Annotated in this window: 22 protein-coding genes and 1 pseudogene; 20 read left to right on the top strand and 3 right to left on the bottom strand. The window is 64.7% G+C overall.

Going from position 1 to position 21481, the window contains the following annotated elements; translation table 11 throughout:
* The first annotated feature begins 176 nt into the window (after positions 1–176).
* Positions 177–1010: a TrmB family transcriptional regulator gene (locus tag N0B15_RS14745; RefSeq protein ID WP_263020479.1), complete on the top strand. Its 834-nt coding sequence runs from the start codon at positions 177–179 to the stop codon at positions 1008–1010.
* A gap of 24 nt (positions 1011–1034) precedes the next feature.
* Here the strand turns inward: N0B15_RS14745 and gcvH are convergent, their stop codons facing one another.
* On the bottom strand, positions 1035–1412 hold the full coding sequence (gene gcvH, locus N0B15_RS14740; RefSeq protein ID WP_263020478.1) for a glycine cleavage system protein GcvH: 378 nt from the start codon (positions 1410–1412) through the stop codon (positions 1035–1037).
* Positions 1413–1421: 9 nt separating this feature from the next.
* The gene (gcvT, locus tag N0B15_RS14735) at positions 1422–2519 is read right to left on the bottom strand and encodes a glycine cleavage system aminomethyltransferase GcvT (protein WP_263020477.1); all 1098 of its coding nucleotides are present in this window, start codon (positions 2517–2519) and stop codon (positions 1422–1424) included.
* A gap of 158 nt (positions 2520–2677) precedes the next feature.
* Between gcvT and melA the strand changes: the two genes are divergently transcribed.
* The 7 genes and pseudogenes from melA to N0B15_RS14700 all read left to right on the top strand — a co-directional run bounded on the left by melA (position 2678) and on the right by N0B15_RS14700 (position 10020).
* Entirely contained in the window at positions 2678–3985 is a 1308-nt protein-coding gene (gene melA / locus N0B15_RS14730) for an alpha-galactosidase (protein WP_263020476.1), read from the top strand.
* Between the two features lie 170 nt (positions 3986–4155).
* A complete protein-coding gene (locus tag N0B15_RS14725; protein ID WP_263020475.1) occupies positions 4156–4404 on the top strand; it encodes an AbrB/MazE/SpoVT family DNA-binding domain-containing protein in 249 nt (82 codons plus the stop codon).
* A pseudogene (locus N0B15_RS14720) lies at positions 4405–4839 on the top strand (type II toxin-antitoxin system VapC family toxin).
* Between the two features lie 354 nt (positions 4840–5193).
* Positions 5194–7932, top strand: coding sequence for an ice-binding family protein (locus N0B15_RS14715; protein WP_263020474.1), 2739 nt, complete (start codon positions 5194–5196; stop codon positions 7930–7932).
* A 287-nt stretch (positions 7933–8219) separates the two neighbouring features.
* The gene (locus tag N0B15_RS14710; RefSeq protein ID WP_263020473.1) at positions 8220–9458 is read left to right on the top strand and encodes a tripartite tricarboxylate transporter permease; all 1239 of its coding nucleotides are present in this window, start codon (positions 8220–8222) and stop codon (positions 9456–9458) included.
* A gap of 111 nt (positions 9459–9569) precedes the next feature.
* Positions 9570–9749, top strand: coding sequence for an HVO_2753 family zinc finger protein (locus N0B15_RS14705; protein WP_263020472.1), 180 nt, complete (start codon positions 9570–9572; stop codon positions 9747–9749).
* A 4-nt stretch (positions 9750–9753) separates the two neighbouring features.
* Positions 9754–10020 (top strand): elongation factor 1-beta, encoded by a 267-nt coding sequence (locus tag N0B15_RS14700; protein ID WP_263020471.1) that lies wholly within the window; start codon positions 9754–9756, stop codon positions 10018–10020.
* A 63-nt stretch (positions 10021–10083) separates the two neighbouring features.
* On the opposite strand, the gene N0B15_RS14695 is transcribed toward N0B15_RS14700, so the two are convergent.
* A complete protein-coding gene (locus N0B15_RS14695; protein ID WP_263020470.1) occupies positions 10084–10749 on the bottom strand; it encodes an RNA ligase partner protein in 666 nt (221 codons plus the stop codon).
* A gap of 121 nt (positions 10750–10870) precedes the next feature.
* Between N0B15_RS14695 and N0B15_RS14690 the strand changes: the two genes are divergently transcribed.
* The 12 genes from N0B15_RS14690 to N0B15_RS14635 all read left to right on the top strand — a co-directional run bounded on the left by N0B15_RS14690 (position 10871) and on the right by N0B15_RS14635 (position 20930).
* On the top strand, positions 10871–11992 hold the full coding sequence (locus N0B15_RS14690) for an RNA ligase (protein WP_263020469.1): 1122 nt from the start codon (positions 10871–10873) through the stop codon (positions 11990–11992).
* A 76-nt stretch (positions 11993–12068) separates the two neighbouring features.
* The gene (locus tag N0B15_RS14685; protein ID WP_263020468.1) at positions 12069–12386 is read left to right on the top strand and encodes a 50S ribosomal protein L21e; all 318 of its coding nucleotides are present in this window, start codon (positions 12069–12071) and stop codon (positions 12384–12386) included.
* Positions 12387–12389: 3 nt separating this feature from the next.
* Positions 12390–12746 carry an RNA polymerase Rpb4 family protein gene (locus N0B15_RS14680; RefSeq protein WP_263020467.1) on the top strand — a complete coding sequence of 119 codons (357 nt, stop codon included), beginning with the start codon at positions 12390–12392 and terminating at the stop codon, positions 12744–12746.
* Between the two features lie 111 nt (positions 12747–12857).
* Complete coding sequence (locus N0B15_RS14675) at positions 12858–13445, top strand: DUF655 domain-containing protein (RefSeq protein ID WP_263020466.1); 588 nt, start codon at positions 12858–12860, stop codon at positions 13443–13445.
* An 84-nt stretch (positions 13446–13529) separates the two neighbouring features.
* The gene (locus N0B15_RS14670; protein ID WP_263020465.1) at positions 13530–14363 is read left to right on the top strand and encodes a 16S ribosomal RNA methyltransferase A; all 834 of its coding nucleotides are present in this window, start codon (positions 13530–13532) and stop codon (positions 14361–14363) included.
* Positions 14364–14476: 113 nt separating this feature from the next.
* Positions 14477–15646, top strand: a complete 1170-nt coding sequence (locus N0B15_RS14665) for a mechanosensitive ion channel family protein (protein WP_263020464.1) — start codon at positions 14477–14479, stop codon at positions 15644–15646.
* Entirely contained in the window at positions 15647–16219 is a 573-nt protein-coding gene (locus N0B15_RS14660; protein ID WP_263020463.1) for a HemK2/MTQ2 family protein methyltransferase, read from the top strand. It abuts the gene before it with no gap.
* Positions 16220–16368: 149 nt separating this feature from the next.
* On the top strand, positions 16369–17370 hold the full coding sequence (locus N0B15_RS14655; protein WP_263020462.1) for a 5-methyltetrahydropteroyltriglutamate--homocysteine methyltransferase: 1002 nt from the start codon (positions 16369–16371) through the stop codon (positions 17368–17370).
* Complete coding sequence (locus N0B15_RS14650; RefSeq protein WP_263020461.1) at positions 17367–18434, top strand: methionine synthase; 1068 nt, start codon at positions 17367–17369, stop codon at positions 18432–18434. The genes N0B15_RS14655 and N0B15_RS14650 overlap by 4 nt, the downstream gene beginning before the upstream one ends.
* Before the next feature lie 60 nt (positions 18435–18494).
* On the top strand, positions 18495–19181 hold the full coding sequence (locus tag N0B15_RS14645; protein ID WP_263020602.1) for a PHP domain-containing protein: 687 nt from the start codon (positions 18495–18497) through the stop codon (positions 19179–19181).
* Positions 19178–20302 carry an asparagine synthase C-terminal domain-containing protein gene (locus N0B15_RS14640; protein WP_263020460.1) on the top strand — a complete coding sequence of 375 codons (1125 nt, stop codon included), beginning with the start codon at positions 19178–19180 and terminating at the stop codon, positions 20300–20302. The genes N0B15_RS14645 and N0B15_RS14640 overlap by 4 nt, the downstream gene beginning before the upstream one ends.
* A gap of 463 nt (positions 20303–20765) precedes the next feature.
* Positions 20766–20930: a DUF7838 family putative zinc beta-ribbon protein gene (locus tag N0B15_RS14635; RefSeq protein ID WP_263020459.1), complete on the top strand. Its 165-nt coding sequence runs from the start codon at positions 20766–20768 to the stop codon at positions 20928–20930.
* Positions 20931–21481 lie beyond the last annotated feature (551 nt).

Below are 21481 nucleotides of genomic sequence, written 5' to 3'. Positions count from 1 at the left end.
CTCCGTACCGAGTACTGCTTGGCCCGGCCCCCGTATAACCTTACTGTGATTATCTGGGTGAATTGCGTTTTCGCCACGGACGACGGGTGAAGCCCTTGGAAACGATACAGGAAGTCTCTTGTGAGCACTCGTACAACAGGTAACACGGTACAGAGTCGGTAGTATGGTTGGGACCCATGGAAGAACTATCTAATCACCAACGAGCAGTAGAATTACTTCAACAACTGGGGCTGAAAGAGTACGAATCGAAGTGTTTCGTCGCCCTCTCACAGCTCCCGAAAGCGACCGCAAAGGAGATCAGCGAGCTCTCAGACGTTCCGCGGACCCGCGTCTACGACGCCGTTCGGGTCCTCGAGGCGAAGGGGCTCGTCGAAGTGCAGCACTCGAGTCCACAGCAGTTCCGTGCGGTCATGACCGACGAAGCCGCCCAGACGCTCCGCAGGGAGTTCGAATCCCGGACGGAGACGCTCGTCGACGTTCTCGGGAAACTCGAGCCGACGAACTTCGACACCGACCGAGAGATCACACACGAAGTCTGGTCGCTGTCGGGGAGTACGTCCATCGCGAACCGAACACACCAGCTGATCGGGTCGGCAGAACAGGAAGTTGTGCTGATACTCAACCGCCGAAAGATCCTCACGGACGAGTTACTCGAGCACCTGCGAAACGCCCTCGAGATGGATCTCGACGTCCTCGTCGGAACGGCGAACGACGAGGTCCGCGAGACGGTAGAGGAGGCACTTCCCGATGCACGGGTGTTCGTCTCCGGACTCGAGTGGCTTCACAGCTCTCCGGCGGACGCGGCCGACGACACGACGATCAGTCGGCTCCTGTTAGTCGACAAAAACACGATTCTGGTCAGCTCAGTTCACGCGAACCAGCCCGAGCGAGAAGCGCACGAAAAAGCGGTGTTCGGACGGGGATTCGACAACGGAATCGTGGTGATCGCCCGCCGACTGATGGCGACGGGGCTGCAACCAACCGACGACCCCGGCCTACCCGGCACGTAGTCGCGACACCGCCCGGGTCGGCGCTCAGGCGATCTGGTCTTCGTACTCCACAGCTTCGAGCAGGTCGGTCTCGTCTCCCGATGGGTCGATCTCGAGCATCCAGCCCTCGCCGAAGGGGTCGTCGTTGACGAGTTCGGGCGCGTCGAAGACGGCGTCGTTGACGCCGACGACCTCGCCGCTGACGGGCGCGTAGAGGTCGGAGACGGCCTTGATCGACTCGACAACGCCGAAGGCGTCGCCCGCGGTGACGGCCTCGCCGACGTCGGGGAGTTCGACGAAGACGACGTCACCGAGTTCGTCCTGTGCGAAGTCCGTGATGCCGACGCGGACGACGCCGTCGGTCTCGAGTGCCCACTCGTGCGATTCCAGATACTGCCGGTCGGTTGGAACGTCGAAGCTCATTGTTATCTATCAGATGGTGTCGATGAACGGGATCGGTTCGACTCGCGCCTTCTTCGATTGGCCGCGGACGATGACGCGGAAGGTCGTCCCCGGCTCTGCGTACTCGACCGGCACGTAGCCGAGGCCGATCGGTGCCTCGAGCGTCGGACTCATGGTCCCGCTCGTGACGGTGCCGATGACGCGCCCTTCGGTGCTCGTGATGTCGTAGCCGTGTCGGGGGATGCCCCGGTCGATGAGGCGGAAGCCGACGAGTTTCTCCTCGACGCCCTCCTCGTGGACGCGCTCTAAGGCGTCCCGGCCGACGAACTCGGTGTCGAGTTTGACGGTGAAGCCGATGCCAGCCTCGTAGGGCGTACGCGGGTTCGACTCGTGGTCGAAGTCCTGTCCTGCGAGGACGAGTCCGGCCTCCATCCGCAGGGTGTTTCGCGCCCCGAGACCGCAGGGCTGACACTCGAGGGCGGTCCAGACGGTCTCCGCCTCGCGCCACGGCACGACCAGTTCGAAGCCGTCCTCGCCGGTGTAGCCGGTGCGGGCGGCGAGACACTCGACGCCCTCGATGGTGACGCTCGTCGTCTCGAAGCGGCCGACACCGGTGAGCGACTCCTCGACGAGGTCGGCGACGAGCGAGCGGGCGTTCGGTCCCTGCACGGCGAACATGGCGAACTCGTCGGTCTGGTTGTCGACGGTCGCCTCGAGACCCCACTCGTTGCGGTAGTCGATCCAGCGCTCGTGCATCGCCTCGTCGTTGCCCGCGTTCGGCACGAAGAGGTAGGCGCACTCGCCGCCTTCGTCCGGTAGCCGGTAGACGACCGTGTCGTCGATGACGATCCCCTCCTCGTCGGTGATCGTCGCGTACTGTGCGTCACCGACCTCGAGCGCGTCGACGTCGTTCGAGGTGAGTCGCCCCATCAACGCCGTCGCGTCGGGTCCGGTGACGTGAATCTGGCCCATGTGCGAGACGTCGAAGCGGCCGACGTCATCGCGAACGGTCTCGTGTTCCTCGCGGATCGAATCGAACTCGACCGGCATGTCCCAGCCGCCGAACTCGGTGAACTTCGCCCCGCGCTCGTCGTGTAACCCACGTAACGGCGGCGCCTGTAGCGGCATACTCGCTTCGACACCCTCGGAGTAGTAATGTCTTTTCGTCCCGGTCGGGTGGGCGGCGTCAGGCGAATTCGAACGGGACGGCCGCCGGAACCACAGCCGTTGCACGGACCACCGCTACCAGTAGATCCATGCGACTCGCTTGCCGACGAGTAGGTCGAATGGTCAGAATCGCGTTCATCGGCGCGGGCAGCATCGTCTTCTCGAAGAACCTCGTCGGCGACATCCTCTCGTTTCCCGCACTCGCGGACAGCGAGATCGCGCTGATGGACATCGACGAGCACCGACTCGCCCAGACGACCGCCGCCGCGGAGGCGATGGTCGAAAACGGCGACGTCGGCGCGACCATCGAGTCGACGACCGACCGCCGCGAGGCGCTCGAGGGCGCCGACTACGTCCTCAACATGATCAACGTCGGCGGCACCGAACCGTTCGAGAACGAGATCCGCATTCCGGAACGGTACGGCGTAGAGCAGGCGATCGGCGACACCCTCGGTCCCGGCGGCATCTTCCGCGGCCTGCGAACGATTCCGACGCTCCTCGAGATCGCTCGCGACATCGAAGCCCTGTGTCCGGACGCCCTCCTGCTCAACTACACCAACCCGATGGCGATCCTCTGTCAGAGCCTCTTCGAGGCGACCGATGTCGAGACCGTCGGTCTCTGCCACAGCGTCCAGCACACCGCCGACGCCATCGCCGACTACGTCGACGTCCCTCGAGACGACCTCGAACACTGGGTCGCGGGCATCAACCACATGGCCTGGTTCCTCGAGTGTACCGCCGAGGGTGAGGACCTCTACCCGCTGCTCGAGGAGGCGATGACCGACCCCGAAATCTACGAGCGAGATACGGTGCGCTTCGACCTCCTCGAGCACTTCGGGGCGTTCGTCACCGAGTCGAGCCACCACGTCAGCGAGTACCTCCCCTACTTTCGGACGAGCGAGCGTGAGATCGAGCGCCTGACCGGTACCGGCTACGCCGGGCGGATGCCGACGGCGACCTATCTCGAGGGGTGGAAACGCCGCGCCGCAGAGCGGGACGCGGCAGGCGTCGAGGTCGACCCCGAGGAGGCACGGATCGAACGCTCCGAAGAGTACGCCTCGCGGCTGATCCACTCGATCGAGACCGACACGCCCCGGCGGCTCAACCTCAACGTGAGCAACGAGACGGGCGCGATCGAGAACCTCCCGCGCGAGAGCTGCGTCGAGGTGCCCTGTCTCGTCGACGGCCGTGGCGTCCACCCCTGCTCCGTGGGATCGCTCCCGCCGGAACTCGCCGCGCTCACCCGCTCGAACGTCGACGTCCAGCGCCTCGCCGTCACCGGCGGTCTCGAGGGCGACCGCGAGGCGATCCACCGCGCCGTCAAACTCGATCCGCTGACTGCGGCGACGCTCACACTCGCCGAGGCTCACGAGATGACCGAGGACCTGCTCGAGGCGAACGCGGCCTACCTGCCCGAACTCTCCTGAGGGAGGACTCGAGCAGTTGGCTCGAGTCCCACCGGTATACGTGCGGACTGCTCACCCGAATTGCGGCTCGCGCACACGTCCCAGTGGTTCAACCGAAGCCGCGCACACACCACGGGAGGTAGTGTAGACACACACTAGGGTTTATAGACGGCAGTCTCGTAGCCTCGAGTATGAGTAGCGAGCGTGTCGACGCCGAGAGCAAGGTCTCGGGGAATCAGGCGAACATTCCCGCTCGCATCCGGCGAGAACTCGACATCGACGACGGCGACAGACTCCGCTGGCACGTCGAGGACGACGGCACGGTTCGCGTGCAGGTCGTCCAGCAGCGAGGCGGAACGTTCAGCGACTTCGACGGCTACGATGGTGATCGGGCGACAGCCGTCGAGAGCGAGCACGACACGTGGGGCGTCGACACCTAGATGCCGCGCGCACTCATCGATACGACCGTCCTCTTCGCAGCGGCCTACCGTCGTGACGGTACACACGACGAGGCGCTCCCAATCCTTGTCGGAATCGACACCGCAGACCTTCCAGCGGTGGTGATCCTCGAGTACGTCCTCGCAGAGACACTGAACGGGCTGATGACGCACGCAGGTCACGACGCCGCGGTCGACTTCCTCGACCGGATAGCGGAGAACACCCGATTCCACATCGACTCACTGACCGCGGACGAATTCGCCGCGGCAAAAGCGCTCTTCCGGCAGTACGAGCGGTTCTCGTTCGTCGATGCGTCTATCGTGTCCTAGATGCAGACGGAAGGACTCGAGTACCTCTACTCGTTCGACGACGACTTCGACGCTGCAGCGGACGTCTATCGTCTCGACGTCCCCACGAATCCGTATCGGCCGGAGTGATCGGTACGTCGACCGGTATCTGTAAGCCCTCCTGGAACAGCCCTCAGAATCCGTGAAATTACCCGTAGTTGCCACCTACAGGTTCGTCGTTCGAACTGTCTGCAAACTCCTCGGAAAGTGTGGGAAGTATAATAGTGAGCACTCGTGAGCCAGCGAGCAACGGCATTTCTCGCAGTACCGAGACAAAAATATGCACGTAACACTGTATTATCACTCCCTACCGGCTGGCTCGGGTATCGAGCGCGTCCGAACGGGATCCCTGGTCGAATTTAACGAATGTCTGGGGGAAATGTGACTCGCGTTTATATCGGGTAGCTCAGCATAAACAATAGCGCACACCAGTAGTTATCCGATATGGATTACAATCCGTCCAGAAGAACCGTCATCACATCGAGTGGGCTGCTCACAGCCGGTCTGGCAGGCTGTCTGGGTGCCGCCCAGGAAGATAGCGATCCGGGAGATACGTCCGCGAACCAGATCCAAATCCAGCAAGACGGTCCAGCACCGGTCGATCTCGGGACGGCCTGTAACTTCTCGATCCTGGCAAAATCCGGGATCTCGAGCGTACCCAATTCCGACGTGGCAGGAGATATCGGCGTGAGTCCGATCGCGTCGACGGCGATAACCGGGTTCGGTCTGACGCTAGATGCATCCGGCGTCTACGCGACATCGACCCAGGTGGGCGGACGGGTGTACGCGGCCGATTACGCGGAGCCAACGCCGTCCAGACTGTCCACGGCCGTGAGCGATATGGAAACCGCCTTCACCGACGCCTACGGCCGCGTCCCGCCAGACGAGACAGAGTTAGGCGGCGGCAATATCGGCGATGAGACACTCACTCCAGGAGTCTACAACTGGAGTACAGACGTCCTGATCGACGACGACATCACCCTCGACGGTGGCCCGGACGACACCTGGATCTTCCAGATTGCGGGAGATCTCACCGTGGCGAGCGGGGTAACGGTCAATCTGGAAGGGGGTGCGCAGGTCGAAAATATCGTCTGGGTGGTCGCCGGCGGTGCCGGTGTCGAGATCGGAACGAACGCGACCTTCGCAGGGATCGTACTGGCCCAGACCGGGATCAACGTACTCACCAATGCAACGGTGGATGGCTGTTTGTACGCCCAGACCGACGTCAACCTGCAGATGGCGACGGTTACCGGGTGCGACTGTGATCTCGTAGACCTGCAAGTGGAGTCGACGTGTGAGGACGATGAGGGGACGATCACGGTAACGAATCCCAACGACGTCTCGGTGATGGTAACCGTCACCGGTCCAGATGGGTACGAGGAGACGATGGAGGTTCCCGCGGGCGGGTCGGCGACGTGGGGGAATCTCGCGGACGGAACGTACTCACTCGAGACCGACAGTACCGCGATCGGCCTCGATATCACGACGCTCGACATCAGTTGCGATCCGGCCGTCCCGGACGTCGTAACGACGCCAGCGACGGACGTCAACGAATCGACCGCGACGCTCACCGGCGAACTCCTCGATCTCGGTGACTTCGCCACCGTCGACGTCTTCTTCGAGTGGCGCGAACTCGGCGCGGACGAGTGGATCGCCACCGCGCCCCAGACGCTCGAGGAACCCGGCGACGTCAGCGCCGAAATCGACGGCCTCGAGCCCGGCACCACGTACGAATTCCGGGCGGTCGGGCTGGCGAACGGTGAACGGGTCGAAGGAGCCACGCTTCGCATCGTCAAGCTGGTGCCAGGTGTACCGGAGGTCATCACGTCGCCAGCGACGGACGTCAACGGCTCGACGGCGACGCTCACCGGCGAACTGCTCGATCTCGGCGACTTCGCCACCGTCGACGTCTTCTTCGAGTGGCGTGAACTCGGCGCGGACGAGTGGACCGCCACCGCACCCCAGACGCTCGAGGAACCCGGCGACGTCAGCGCCGAAATCGACGGTCTCGAACCCGGAACCACCTACGAATTCCGGGCGGTCGCAGTGGCCAATGACACGCGTGCCGAGGGAGCTATTCTCTCGTTCACCAAAGCCGAACCCGGCGCACCTATGGTCGAGACCCAGATGGCGACGGACGTCAACGGCTCGACGGCGACGCTCACCGGCGAACTCCTCGATCTCGGTGACTTCGCCACCGTCGACGTCTTCTTCGAGTGGCGCGAACTCGGCGCGGACGAGTGGACCACGACCGCACCCCAGACGCTCGAGGAACCCGGCGACGTCAGCGCCGAAATCGACGGCCTCGAGTCCGGCAGCACGTACGAATTTCGGGCGGTCGCCGTGGCCAATGGCGAGCGCTACGACGGAACCATCGTCTCGTTCACCAAAGCCGAACCCGGCGTCCCGAGCGTCGAGACACAGCCAGCGACGGACGTCAACGGCTCGACGGCAACACTCAACGGTGAACTGATCGATCTCGGAGACTTCGACGCCGCCGACGTCTTCTTCGAGTGGCGTGAACTCGGCACGGACGAGTGGACCACGACCGCACCCCAGACGCTCGAGGAACCCGGCGACTTCAGCGCCGAAATCGCGGGTCTCGAGTCCGGCAGCACGTACGAATTCCGTGCAGTCGTGGTCGCAAACGACGAACAGTTCCTGGGATCCACACGCTCGTTCACCAAACTGGCGCCGGATGAGTTGGACGTCGAGACGCTGCCAGCGACCGACGTCACCGGATCGACGGCGACGCTCAACGGCGAACTGCTCGAGGCTGGCGATGCAGAGGAGGTTTCGGTCTACTTCCTCTACCGCGTCACGGGAACGTCGGTGTGGCTGTTTACGGACGAGGCGGTCCTCACCGAACCCGGGCCGTTCAGCGCCGAAATCGACGGCCTCGAGCCTGGCACAACCTACGAGTTCCGGGCGGTCGCCCAGGTGGGAAGCGCGGTTGTCTTCGGCGACATTCTGGAGTTTACGACGGTTCGTGACGACAAGAAAGGCAAGAAACGCAAGAAAAAGCGCGAGTATGAGCGCGCAAAACGCGAGTACGAGAAGTACACAAAGAAATACGAGAAGGGGAACACGGACGAGAAGCAACTGAAGAAGAAGAGACACGCCTACGAGTACGCAAAACGCGAGTACGAGACGTACAAACGGACGTGTGAGAACGCGTCCTGATTCGGTCGAGTGACGCGATTCACGCCCGCCGTGAACGGCGGAATTTTCTCGCTGTGTAAAGATAGTCTGAGAAGGCACAGTCAGTATTATATACATATCAGCCTTCGTTCAGTCCGCGCACGGAGTTACCGAACCGCTGCTGCGGTTGCGAGCGTGTTTCCGAATCGCGAAACCGCGTCACTGTCTCCGGTATCAGTGGCGGACTCGAGCAGTTGGCTCGAGCGCGTCGTAACACCGACCACCACCGCCGCGAGAACTTATATCCGATGGGGCGGCCAGAGCCGTCGATGGACGCCTCCGCCGAAGTGGTGGTCGACCTCTCGCTGAGCGGGCAGGTCGTCGTGTGGGTACTCGCCGGTGCCCTCCTCGGGACGATCAGCGGCCTCGTCCCCGGCCTCCACGCGAACAACTTCGCGCTCGTACTCGCTGGCGTCGCCCCGTCGGTCCCCGGCCCGCCGCTGTTAGTCGGCGTCGCCATGCTCGCTGCGGGCGTCGTCCACACCTTCCTCAACGCGGTCCCCGCGATGGCCCTCGGCGTTCCCGACGCGGAGATGGCGGTCACCGCCCTCCCCGGCCACCGGATGGTGCTGGCGGGCCGGGGCTACGAGGCGATCCGCCTCTCCGCACTCGGCAGTCTCCTCGCCGTCGTCCTCGCCGTCCCGCTCGCGATTCCGATCACCGCCGGTGTCACCGCCGTCTACCCGACGCTCCGTTCGAACCTCCCACTCGTCCTCGTCCTCGTCGTAATCGGCCTCGTCGCCTCGGAGTACACCTGGCGGGCGCGCTTCGGCGGCCTCCTCTCCTTTACGCTCGCAGCGATTCTCGGCGCGCTCACGCTCGAGCTATCGCCCGACGCGCCGCTCGAGGCGGGCGGGATGCTCGCACCCATCTTCGCCGGACTGTTCGGCGCGCCGGTGTTGATCGACGCCATCCGCGGCGGTGGGATTCCCCCACAGCGCGACCGGGAGATACGGCTCCCACGCGGGTTTCTCGCCCTCGCTGCGCTCGCCGGCGCCCTCGCGGGTGCGGTCGTCGGCTACCTGCCGGGTATCTCGGCGGCCATCGCCGCCGTCGCCGTCCTGGTGTTGATTCCGGGCGGGACGAACGACCGGAGTTACATCGTCGCGACGAGCGGCGTCGACACGGCCAACACTATTTTCGCGCTCTTCGCACTCGTCGCCATCGGCCAGCCACGGACGGGCGTCATGGTCGCCTTCCAGAGCGCGAACGCGCCGTTGGCCCTCCCGGTGCTCGTCTCCGGCGTCCTCCTCGCGGGGGTCGTCGGTTTCGTCCTCGTGATCGTCGTCGGCGACGCCTACCTCGACGTGATCGGACGGCTCTCGTATCTCACCATCTCGGTCACTGTACTCGCGCTCCTGCTGGTCCTCTCGTATCTCTTCACGGGCTTCCTCGGCGTCGGCGTCTTCGTCGTCGCGGCGGCGATCGGCATGGTTCCCATCCGGTTTCGCGCTCGCCGAGTCCACCTGATGGGCGTCCTGATCGGGCCGCTGATCGTCGGCGCGTGACGCGCGGCGGCGTGTCCGACGCTCGAGTCCCGACCGGTCACGCGCTGTCGGCCGGCCGTCCGCGGCGGTCGAAAGACAACCGTTAAAAGCGCCGGTGCGGAACGTGGGTGTATGAGTACGACGGACCAGCAGGAGACGCGTTCGTGTGTCTCGTGCGGGATCAACATCGCGGGGACGAACGCAGCAGCGTTCAAGTGCCCGGAGTGTGGCAAACAGATCTACCGCTGTGCGAAGTGTCGCAAACAGAGCAACCTCTACGAGTGCCCCGACTGCGGGTTCACCGGACCATAGAGCCATGGGAAAAGTCGCCGCCAAAATCAAGGTCATGCCGAGCAGCCCAGAGGTCGACCTCGACGAACTCGAGGACGCCCTCTCGAGCGCCCTCCCCGAGGGCGTGAAGATCAACGGCGTCGAGCGCGAAGAGGTCGCCTTCGGTCTCGTCGCCCTCTACCCGACCGTCATCGTCCCCGATGGCGCAGGCGGCACCGAAGCCGTCGAGGAGACCTTCGCGGACGTCGAGAACGTCGAGAGCGTCGCCGTCGAGAACGTCGGCCGCATCTGAATCGATTTCTTCGACTCTGCACCGAGCCCGCCAGTGAGCGACGCGTCGGCTCACTCGGTGCACTCACTCCCGCTCGCGTGAGCCGACGGCCCGGAGGTACTCTTCGAGGAGGTCGGGAAACTCCCGCCCGCGGAGATAGCGCAGGCCGAAGTCCTCGGTCCAGGCGATGATGCCGGTGTCCTCGGTGACGACGCCCGCCTCGAGTTCGATGCCGAGGACCAGCAGGTCGAAGTCCTCACGTGAGTCGAGGACGCCCCGGCGCAACGCCTCGCGGTACTTCGAGCGCAGGTCGGAGATGACGGTGTCGACGGCGCTCATGTACTCGTCTTCGGCGGGTGGCTCCCCCTGAGTGGTCTCGGCGCGCCTGACCGCCTCCTCGGAGACGCGAAGCCCCCGGTTGACGCGGTCGCTCATCTCGTCTACGAACTCGTAGACGACGTTCGCGGGAATCGCGACCTCGTGGCGGGCCGGATGCTTACGGATCACCCAGGTGTTGAGTTTCGAGGTGAGGTCGTCCGAGACGCCGCGACTCTCGAGAATCGTCGTCAGTTCGTCGTGGATCGACGGCGGCATGTAACAGGAGATGTGCAACTCGAGTCGGGCCTGTGCGAGGAGGTCGAGGAGGCGTTCGAGGGCGTCCTCGAGCGATTCGCCGTCGTCGCGAATCTCGTCGGTGAGGAAGACGGAGGTGTCGAGGACGAACCGCTGTTTGAACGGGCCGCCTGCCATAGCGACCGTTCACCGGCCAGCGCCAAATAGGGCGGTGGCGCAGGGTCACGGAGACGGGGACAGCGAACACCTGTGGCGGACGGTGGGCGTTCTTTACCCATGGCTGTGGTAGGGAGTGGGTATGACTGCGGCGTACCACGAGGCGCTCGAGTGCTCGCCGGAGGTGTTCTCACGGCTCGAGGAGCACTTTCGCCGCCAGCACTACGAGGGACGCCCGTATCGGTACCTCCCGAACGCCCGCGGGAGTTTCGAGCGAGGGACGGTCCTGATCGGCGACACCGTCGTCCGCGGCTATCCGAAGATCGGACGGACGCTCGTCCTCGAGCCAGGGATCGAGAGCCACTTCGACGGCGACCTGGCCATCGAGGAGAAGTTGAACGGCTACAACGTCCGCGTGGTTCGACTCGAGGGCGACCTGCTCGCGTTCACGCGCAGCGGACTGGTCTGTCCGTTCACGACGCGCGTACTCGAGCGGCGACAGGGGGCACAACTCGGCGCGCTGTTCGACGCTTATCCGTCGGCGATGGTCTGCGGGGAGATGATAGGCCCGGAGAGTCCCTACATCCAGCACGAGTATCCAGGCGTCGACTCGCTCGCCTTTCGGGCGTTCGACTGGCGCGAGCGCGAGGGCGGTGAGCCGGTTCCGGTGGCCGAGCGCCGGCATCGCTACGCACGGTTCGAGGTCCCGCAGACGCGGCTGTTCGCCATCGAAGACGCCGACGCAGCCGCAGCCGTCTGCCGGCGCGTCGTCAAGGAACTCGAGCGCGACGGCCGCGAGGGCGTGGTGCTGCAATCGGCGGACGGCGACCGACAGGTGAAGTACACGGCCGGTAGTGCGAACCGCGGTGACCTCGCCTACGCGTTCTCGCTCCCGTTCGACTACGGCCGGGAGTTCGTCTTCCGCCGGGTCGTCCGCGAGGCGTTCCAGTCTCACGAGTTCGGCGAGTCGGCCGCCGAGCGACGGGCGCGCGCACACCGGCTCGGAGAGGCGATTCTCCTGCCGATGCTCGAGACGATTTCGCACGTCGAGGCGGGCCAGACGGCGGGCGAGCGCCACACCGTCCGCGCCGACGCCGAGACGGTCGACGCGCTGCTCGCTCACCTGCGCGAGCAGGGGCTGACACTCGAGGTCGTCTCCGACCGCGAGACCGACGGCGAGCGCGTGGTTACGTTCACGAAACGGGCGTACTCGACGAGCGACTCGATCGATTCGGCGCTCTCGGGGCACGTTTTCGAGGAGTGATCGAGCGGCCACCGTATCGCCGCGGGCGGAAGACGTGTGTTTTATAACCGCCACCGAATAAGAGGGGCGTACGACTATGCCGAACTCTAACGGACCTCGTCAGGGAACCCGACGAAAGCTCGCGAACAAACCTCGAGAACGCGGTACCTCGCCACCGCAGCGGGCGATTCAGGAGTTCGACGAGGGCCAGAAGGTCCACCTGAAGATCGACCCGAGCGTCCCCGACGGACGCTACCACCCGCGCTTCGACGGCCAGACCGGCGAAGTCGTCGGCAAACAGGGCCGTGCGTTCAAGGTTCTGATCACCGACGGCGGCAAGGAGAAGACGCTGATCGTCACCGCCGCACACCTGCGTGCACAGGGAACTGATCAGGCGCAGGTCCCCGAGCAGTAAGGAATGACGATCTTCAAAGAGATCGTCGACGAGGAGTACCTGACCGTCTCGGAAGCGAAGGAACTGCTCGCCGACGTCGAGACCGAGCGTGCCCTCGACGAAGAGCGTGAGCTTCGGTACGAACTGGCTCGAGCGATCGAACACGTCAACCGCTTCGCCATCCTCGACCCCGCCGACGCGACGGCACTCGTCGAAGAGTTACAGGAACTCGAGAAGGTCAACGAGGAGACCGCCTACAAGATCACTGACTTGCTGCCGCGAGACCGCGACGAACTGCGCTCGGTCTACTCACAACAGCGCTATACGCTCTCGGGTGAGGAGCTAGACGAGATCCTCAACGTCGTCGCCCAGTACGTCTGAACTGAATCCGCGCCGACGCGTTCGTGATCCGACGACGGGGCAGCGGTGTGCGGAAATTCGCCAGCCTGCGTGGCCGACTCTTTAAGTACGCGCTCACCGTACCCAGAATCTATGAGTGAATCCGACAGCGACGAGACAGACGTTCGGCGCGCGGTGGTGCTGGATTACCTCCCACACGGTCTGTCGGACGACGGACGGCCACAGTATCAGAAGTCTCCAGCTGGATACGCACTCGGCACCGACGACTTCGAACTGTACCAGGTAGCGTTCGACGAGAACGAACGGCTGACGATCGGGACGCGGGTCGTCGTCGAGCCACGGGACGCGCGCGATATCGTCCTCGAGTGTCGGTCCGTCGGCTACGGCGACCTCACCTCCGGTGCACACTCGGAACTCGAGTACGTGGTGGCCGACCTGATCGCCGAGGAAGAGCGGCGCTTCGTCGACTTCTACAACGAGGCGCAGCCGATCACGCTCCGACTCCACCAGTTGACGCTCCTGCCGGGCATCGGGAAGAAGTTGCGCGATACGATCATCGAGGAGCGAAAGCGCAAGCCCTTCGAGAGCTTCGACGAACTCGAAGAGCGCGTCTCCGGACTCCACAACCCCGCCCAGGTGCTCGCCGATCGGATTCTCGAGGAGTTGCGCGACGAGGACGTCAAGTACAAGGTGTTCGTTGGACGCCGCGAAACGGCCTGAAGCTCTGGTTTCGAATCGCATCCCGCGGCGGTCAGGTGCGCGGCGAGACGGTGTGTTTACAGCGTCGCCTCGAGTAGCGCGAGTATGCGAGACCCAGATCGCCTGCTCGAGCGGGCGGGCGTCCGCGGCAATCCGGATCGCGACCAGCACTTTCTGATCGACGACCGGGTGCTCGACCGACTGCCGACCTACCTCACAGAGATCGATGCCGACACGAGTCACCTCCTCGAGATCGGTGCCGGAACGGGCGCGCTCACCGACCGGCTGCTCGCTGTCGGCGAGCGCGTGACGGCCGTCGAGCGCGACCCGGCGCTCGTCGAGTTTCTGCGCGAGGAGTTCGCAGACGAACTGGCTTCGGGACGGCTGACGCTGCTCGCCGGCGATGCACTCGAGGTCGACCTCCCCGAGTTTACGGCGTCGGTCTCGAACCTCCCCTACGGTGTCTCGAGTGAGATCACGTTCCGGCTGCTCCCGGAGAAGCGCCCACTCGTGTTGATGTTCCAGAAGGAGTTCGCAGAGCGGATGGTCGCCGAAGTCGGGACGTCCGAGTACGGTCGGCTCTCGGTGTCGACCCAGCACTACAGCGCGCCGGAACTCGTCGAACCCGTCCCGAAGGGCGCGTTCTCACCGCCGCCAGCCGTCGAGAGCGCGGTCGTCCGGACGGTCCCGCGCGACCCCGACTACGAGGTCGACGACGAGGCGTTCTTCCTGCGATTCGTCAAGGCGCTGTTCACCCAGCGCCGGAAGACGATGCGCAACGCGATCCGGAACACGGCCCACATCTCCGGGCTCGACGACGCCGACGCGGTCGTCGCGGCGGCCGACGAAGACCTGCTCTCGCGGCGCGCCGGAACCGTCTCGCCCGCGGAGTTCGCCGCGCTCGCGACGCTCGCGCTCGAGGTCGGTCTCGGGGAGTGAGAACGCGTCGCTCACGCAGACAGCAACCGTGAGTGCTCGAGTGGGTGACGGCCCGAGCAGCGGCAGAACCGACGACTATTCAGTGACGGACTGAGCACTCGAGGAGGAGTACGATGTTCGAGACGCTCACACGCCTGGACTGGCTCTCAGAGCAGGTCACGACGGTAAACGGCCGCCTCGCGGTGACAGTGGCTGTGGCCGGCCTGTTACTCGTCGTCCTGCTCACCTCACAGCCTCGGGGGCGGTGGCTCAACGAGCGGATCCGGCCGCTGTACGCCGACATCGTCTCGACGCTCGTCCTCGTCGGCACGGTCGCACTGACCGTCTCGGTGACCGTCGGCGTCTGGGGGCAGGCCGGAGAAGTACAGCGGCGAGCGTCGGCGCACGACCTCGAGAGTGCCGTCATCGCGCGGGCCGTCCTCTCGTTCGTGGTGCTGCTCAGCGCGTACATCGTCGCGCGGTTCGTCCACCGCTTGCTCCGGGAGGTGCTCGCCTCGGCGTCGGCGGTCACCGACCACCAGCGCGAGATTACCTACCGGCTGACGCAGGTGACCATCTGGGGGCTGGCACTCATCGTCGTCCTCGGCGTCTGGATCGACGACCTCAGCGGCCTGCTCGTCGGGGCAGGCTTCCTGGGAATCGTCCTCGGGATGGCTGCCAGACAGACCCTCGGCGCGATGCTCGCGGGCTTCGTCCTGATGTTCGACCGGCCGTTCGAGATCGGCGACTGGATCGAGATCGACGACCAGGAGGGGATCGTCACCGACATCTCGATCGTCAACACCCGCATCCGCTCGTTCGACGGCGAGTACGTGATGGTGCCGAACGACGTCGTCGGCTCGCAGATGGTCACCAACCGGACGAAACAGGGCCGTCTGCGCGTCGAAGTAGAGGTCGGCGTCGACTACGAGTCAGACCTCGAGCGGGCGAGCGACCTGGCACGGGAGGCGGTCGAACAGCTCGAAGAGTCGATCGACGCGCCCGCCCCGCAGGTCGTCACGAAGGAATTCGGCGACTCGGCGATCGTCCTGGGCGTCCGCTTCTGGATCGACCGGCCGAGTGCGAGTCGGCGCTGGCGCGCACAGACCGCCGCCATCGGGGCGATCAAAGCGACGTTCGACGAGCACGGAATCACGATCCCCTACCCCCAGCGCGAACTGTCGAGTCGAGACGACGCCGACGGGGTGAGCGTCGCGATGGACGAACGCGCGCTCGAGGGTGGCGGCCGGGAGAGCGGCGACGAGACGGAAGAGCCAACCCCCTCGAGTGCCGACTCCGAGTAGATGGACCTCGCAGAACGCCGTGGACTCGAGACGGAGGTCTACCAGCCAGCGGAGGATTCACACGTACTCGCGAGCGTCTGCGGTGAGCGACTCGAGGACGGGATGGTCGTCCTCGAAGTCGGCACCGGGTCGGGCTACGTTGCCGAGCGGATCGAGACCGAGACCGGGGCGACGGTCGTCGGAGCCGATCTGAATCCACACGCGTGCGAGCAGGCGCGCGAGCGTGGTGTCGAGGTAATTCGGGGAGATCTTCACGAACCGTTCGGCGACGGCGTCTTCGACGCCGTGGTGTTCAACCCACCGTACCTGCCGGTCGACCCGGAGGCGACGCGAGACGACTGGATGGAGGTCGCCCTCTCCGGCGGCGACACGGGACGGGAAGTCATCGAAGCGTTTCTCACGGGTGTCGGGCGTGTCCTCGCGCCCGACGGCGTCGTCCTCCTCCTCGTCAGTAGCCTCACTGGCGTCGAAGAGGTCGTCGAATTCGCCGGCGAGTACGGCTTCAGCGCCGCCGCCCGCGCCGACGAATCCTTCCCGTTCGAGACGCTGACCGTCCTCGAACTGTGGCAGTGAGCCAAACAGGCCGCTCGGACCTCTGCAGACGCCGCTACCGCGATTTTGTCACTCGATAACACGCCTCTGAGACACGCCGTATAATTACTGGCGCGTATTTGCAGTGATGGTAAATATTAAGCGTCGGCATAGCCTAGCCCGGTGTACGCATGACCGAATACGTCTCGACCACACCGGGGCTGTTTCCGCTCCCGGACTGGGCGAAAGACGACCTCTCGGACCTGAAAGGGCACCAGAAACACGATCTGATCAGCGGTGACGAAGGCGAGGAGATCACCGCCGCCTACGAGCAGGCGCGCGAGGAAGTGATCGAGGTCCAGCACGAGGCTGGACTCGACCGGATCAGCGAGGGGCAGCTGCGCTGGGACGACATGCTCGCGCACCCGCTGGCCGTCCACGACGCCGTCGACACCCGTGGAATCGTCCGCTACTACGACAACAACAACTTCTACCGCGACCCCGTCGTCACCGACGACCTCGACTTCTCGGGCGACGTCGCGGGCGAACTCGAGACCGCGAGCGAACTGGCCGACGGCGACCTCCAGGCAGTCCTCCCGGGACCGTACTCGCTGTTCGACCTCTCGACGGACGAATACTACGGCACCGACGAGGAGTTCCTCGCCGCCGTCGGCGAGTTCCTCGCCGGCGAAGTCGAGGCGTTCCCCGAGCACGAGACGCTGTTCCTCTTGGAGCCGTCGCTCGTGACCGACGCGCCCGAAGACGGACTGGACGAACTCGCGAGCGAAACCATCGACACCGTCGCCGCATCGACGGACGCCGAGGTCGTCGTCCACACCTACTGGGGCGCGCTCACCGAGAAGGTCCACGCACACCTGCTCGACGCCGGTGTCGACGCCATCGGCTACGACTTCGTAACCAACCAGGAGGATAACCTCTACAACATCAACGAGTACGGCAGCACGGACAGCGTCGCACTCGGTCTCGTCGACGGCCAGAACACGCTCGTCGAAGACCCCGAAGCGGTCCGCGACCGGACCGAGTGGGTGTTCGATCAGCTCCCGGTCACCGAGTTCGAGACGGTCTATCTGAGCACGAACACCGAGACGTTCTACCTCCCAGTGAACAAGTTCGAGGAGAAACTCGCCGCCCTTGCAGAGGCCGCGGCACTCGCAGAGGTGACCCCAGCATGAGCGACGACAACAAACAGCAGTTCCGACCGGACGACCACCCGAACGACCACTTCCTGCTGACGACCGTCGTCGGCAGCTACCCCAAACCGAAGTGGCTCAACCGCGCGAAAGAACTCTACCAGGACCCCGAGCACGACTTCAGCGAGGACCACTGGCAGGAGGCGACAGACGACGCCTCCCGGCTCATCACGAACGAACACGAGCGCGCCGGACTCGACGTCGTCGTCGACGGCGAGATGCGCCGCACCGAGATGGTCGAGTACTTCGCTCACCGCATCGATGGCTACGAGTTCAACGGTCCCATCAAGGTCTGGGGACACAACTACTTCGACAAACCCTCCGTCGTCAGCGAAGTCGAGTACGACGAGACCTGGCTCGTCGAGGAGTACAAGTTCACCGCCGCTGCCGCAGACCGCCCGGTCAAAGTCCCCATCACCGGCCCGTACACGCTCGCGAACTGGTCGTTCAACGAGGCCTACGACGACGAGGAAGCACTCGCCTACGACCTGGCAGACCTCGTCAACGAAGAGATCAACAAACTCGTCGACGCGGGCGCTCGCTACATCCAGATCGACGAACCCGCACTCGCGACCACCCCGCGAGACCACGCCATCGTCGGCGGCTGTCTCGAGCGCATCGTCGACGGGCTCCCCGACGACGTCCGTACCGGTCTCCACGTCTGCTACGGCGACTACTCGCGTATCTACCCCGAGATCCTCGAGTTCCCCGTCGACGAGTTCGACCTCGAGCTCGCCAACGGCGACTACGACCAGCTCGACGTGTTCAAAGACCCCGCGTTCACCAAGGACCTCGCGCTCGGTGTCGTCGACGCCCACATCGCCAAGATCGACTCGGTCGAACAGATCGAGCGCAACATCCTGAAGGGTCTCGAGGTCGTCCCCCCGGAACAGCTCGTCATCTCGCCCGACTGCGGGCTGAAACTCCTCCCGCGTGAGATCGCCTACGGCAAGATGGCCAACATGGTCGAGGCCGCACGCAACGTCGAGGCGAAACTCGACGCCGGTGAGATCGACATCGGCGCGCCAGCGCCGAGTGCGGACTGAGCGGCGCGAACCCGGTTTCGTATCGGGGTACTTTTGATTCCGACTCCCCTACTCGAGGACGTGCTGTCGGTCGAACTCCACGTTCACTCAGAGCAGTCCTACGACGGCCGCGACCCCGTCGACCTCATCTTAGCGCAGGCCGCAGCGGTCGGACTCGACGCGATTGCGATCACCGATCACGACGAGATCGACGCGAGTCTCGAGGCGCTCGAGCGCGCCCCCGAGTACGGCCTGGTCGCGATTCCGGGGATCGAAATCTCGAGCAAAGCGGGCCACGTCCTCGGTCTCGGTGTCGAGCGAGCGGTGCCGCCAGGACTCCCCTTCGAGGAGACGCTCGAGCGCATCCGCGAGCAGGGGGGAATCGCGGTCGTCCCCCACCCGTTCCAGGAGTCACGCCACGGTGTGATGGCGCGCATTTCACGCGACCAGCTCACACAGGCCGACGCGATCGAGGTGTACAACTCGCGGCTGCTGACCGGGCGCGCGAACCGACAGGCAGAGCGCTTCGCGCGCACACACGGTCTCCCGATGACCGCCGGGAGCGACGCCCACATCAGCGAGATGGTCGGCCAGGCGGTCACCCGGGTCGACGCCGACGAGCGGGCGAGCGAGGCGATTCTCGAGGCGATCGCCGACGGACGGACCTCCGTCGAGGGCAAACGAACCCCCTGGCACATCAGTTTTCGCCAGGCCGCCGGCGGCGCGAAGCGCCGCGCGAAGAACCGGTTCTCGGAGCTCCTCGAATGACTGGCCACGACGGACCGTCCGCGGCCAACGGACTCCGCGGTAGCGACGAGACGGTCGTCCGCGACGCACTCGAGCACCGTGACCCACTTCCTGGCACGACCGGCTTCGCGGGCGAACTCGACGGCCGACTCGTCCGCGACGTCCTCGGGCGCGTCCCGCTGTTCGTCGAGGCCGAGGCGAGTAATCCGGCCGCCGACGGGGCGTGGGCGTTTCGGCCGACCGACCTCGAAGAACCCACGCTCGTCCCCTCGGGATGTGCACTCGACGCCACCGGCTGTGAGCGCGTCTGGGAGCTGCCCGACCCGCCGGTAGACGACGACCACGAGCGCGCGCTCGAGCGCGTCGCCGAGGGATTCGAGACCGCCATCGAGAGCGTCTCGAGTGAGGCTCACACCGCCGTCGCCTTCTCCGGCGGGATCGACTCGGCGCTGGTCGCGGCGGCGCTCGACGCACCACTCTACGTCGTCGGCTTTCCGGGCAGCCACGACGTCGAGGCAGCGCGGACGGCCGCCAGCGCGATGGGGCGTGCCGACGCGCTGACGGTGGTCGAACTCGAGCCGGCGACCCTCGAAGCCGCGGTGCCCGAGGTCGCCCGCGCCACCGGGCGGACGAACGCGATGGACGTCCAGATCGCCCTCCCGCTGTATCTCGTCGGCCAGCGGGCCGCCGCCGACGGGGTCGACGCGCTCGCGGTCGGCCAGGGGGCCGACGAACTGTTCGGTGGCTACGAGAAGGTCGTTCACCTGGATCACCGGGTCGAGGCGCGGACGGTCCGCGGTGCGGTCCGTGAGCAGATCCGGACGCTCCCCGAGCAGTTGCCCAGAGACGTCCTCGCGCTCGAGGCGGCGGGCGTCGAGGCGGTCGCTCCCCTGTTACACGACGCGGTGGTCGACGCCGCACTGCGCCTCCCGGAGGAACTGCTCGCTGACGACCTCGAGCGAAAACGGGCGTTGCGACTCGTCTCGAGGGCGTACCTCCCCGCCGAGGTCGTCGACCGGGAGAAGAAGGCCGTCCAGTACGGGAGTCTGGTCGCCCGCGAACTCGACCGTCTGGCGCGACAGGCGGGGTACAAACGCCGGATCGGCGACCACGTGACGAAGTACGTCGAGTCGCTGGTGTAGCCGTCGCAGAGGTGGTGGGTGACGGTCTCGAGTCGGGTATCATATATTTTAGGTCACCGAAACAACATCACAGATATGAAGAAAACATCGAAACGACTCAAATATCATATCAGGGGTTCACTCGTCGTTGTACTCGTTCTTGCAGCATTTCAGTACTGGCAAAGCGCCCTCAATATCGGAGAGTTGCTTGTAGCGGCAGTCGGGTACATTATTCTCAGAATGATATTTGATTTCGTTATCGGTTGGTACCTGCATTCCTGAACGGTTACTGTTCGCACCTTCTCGAGCAGAGAGTACCCAGTCAAAATGGAATTCGACCTCCGGCTGAAGGAGCAAACAGCATGGGTATCGCTACACCAGCCATTTCACAGCGGGATACTCGAGTTCGGTATCCCGACATACGGTATATCGCGTGAACCCGGAAATCAGTACGTTAAACACCGTGGACGAGAGACCCCCCGGTATGGCTCTTGAACTCGACCACGAGTGTCCCGACTGTGGTGGGGAGCGAACGTTCTACCGCGCGGCGAGCACCACGCTCCACCTCGGGACGAAAGTGAAGTGGCACTGCCCCGACTGTGACTACGGCTTCGTCCAGATCAACGGCATCGACTCGAGCGAAGCCTGAGACGGTCTGGTGAGGGTGTGTCCGGTCCACGGCGTGAAGTCGGACCTCGACGCACGCACACGAGACGGGACGGGCACTCGAGTGCGTTTTTCAGCAGTCTATCCTCGAGAGCGGGCGCGCCGTGGCCCTGCTCGGCAATCTCAGTCGCTCGGTGTCGATTCTCGAGCGAGCGGTGCTCGTGTGATCAGTACGGCGACGACAGGCCAGGCCGGACGCTCGACTGGGAGCCGGTAGTGGTCTCGAGTGCCACCCGCCCACCACGACAGATCGTCGTGGTGTGCTGACAGCAGCGATCGAGGAGTCGCCCGTTGGTCCCATCGGTTCGCGACGAGAGGTCCGGTCCGGCTGGAACGAGGCTCGAGGAGCCGTGGCCGTCGGTGAGCAAGCGAACGGAGACCACAGCCGCCGCACCACATACACCAAATGCCGGTATACGAAATCGCCCGCCTGATGTTGCGAAGATGCCTCTATGATGCACAGGTTTCACGACTAAACAGGCTGAAAGAACTCTCCGAGAGCCATTGAGAACGCACTTCTGAGAAACCTATCGG

The sequence above is a fragment of the Natronobiforma cellulositropha genome (assembly GCF_025629245.1).
Taxonomy (GTDB): Archaea; Halobacteriota; Halobacteria; order Halobacteriales; family Natrialbaceae; genus Natronobiforma; species Natronobiforma cellulositropha.
Note: the sequence above shows the minus strand (reverse complement) of the source record. Positions and strands in the feature narration are given on the sequence as shown.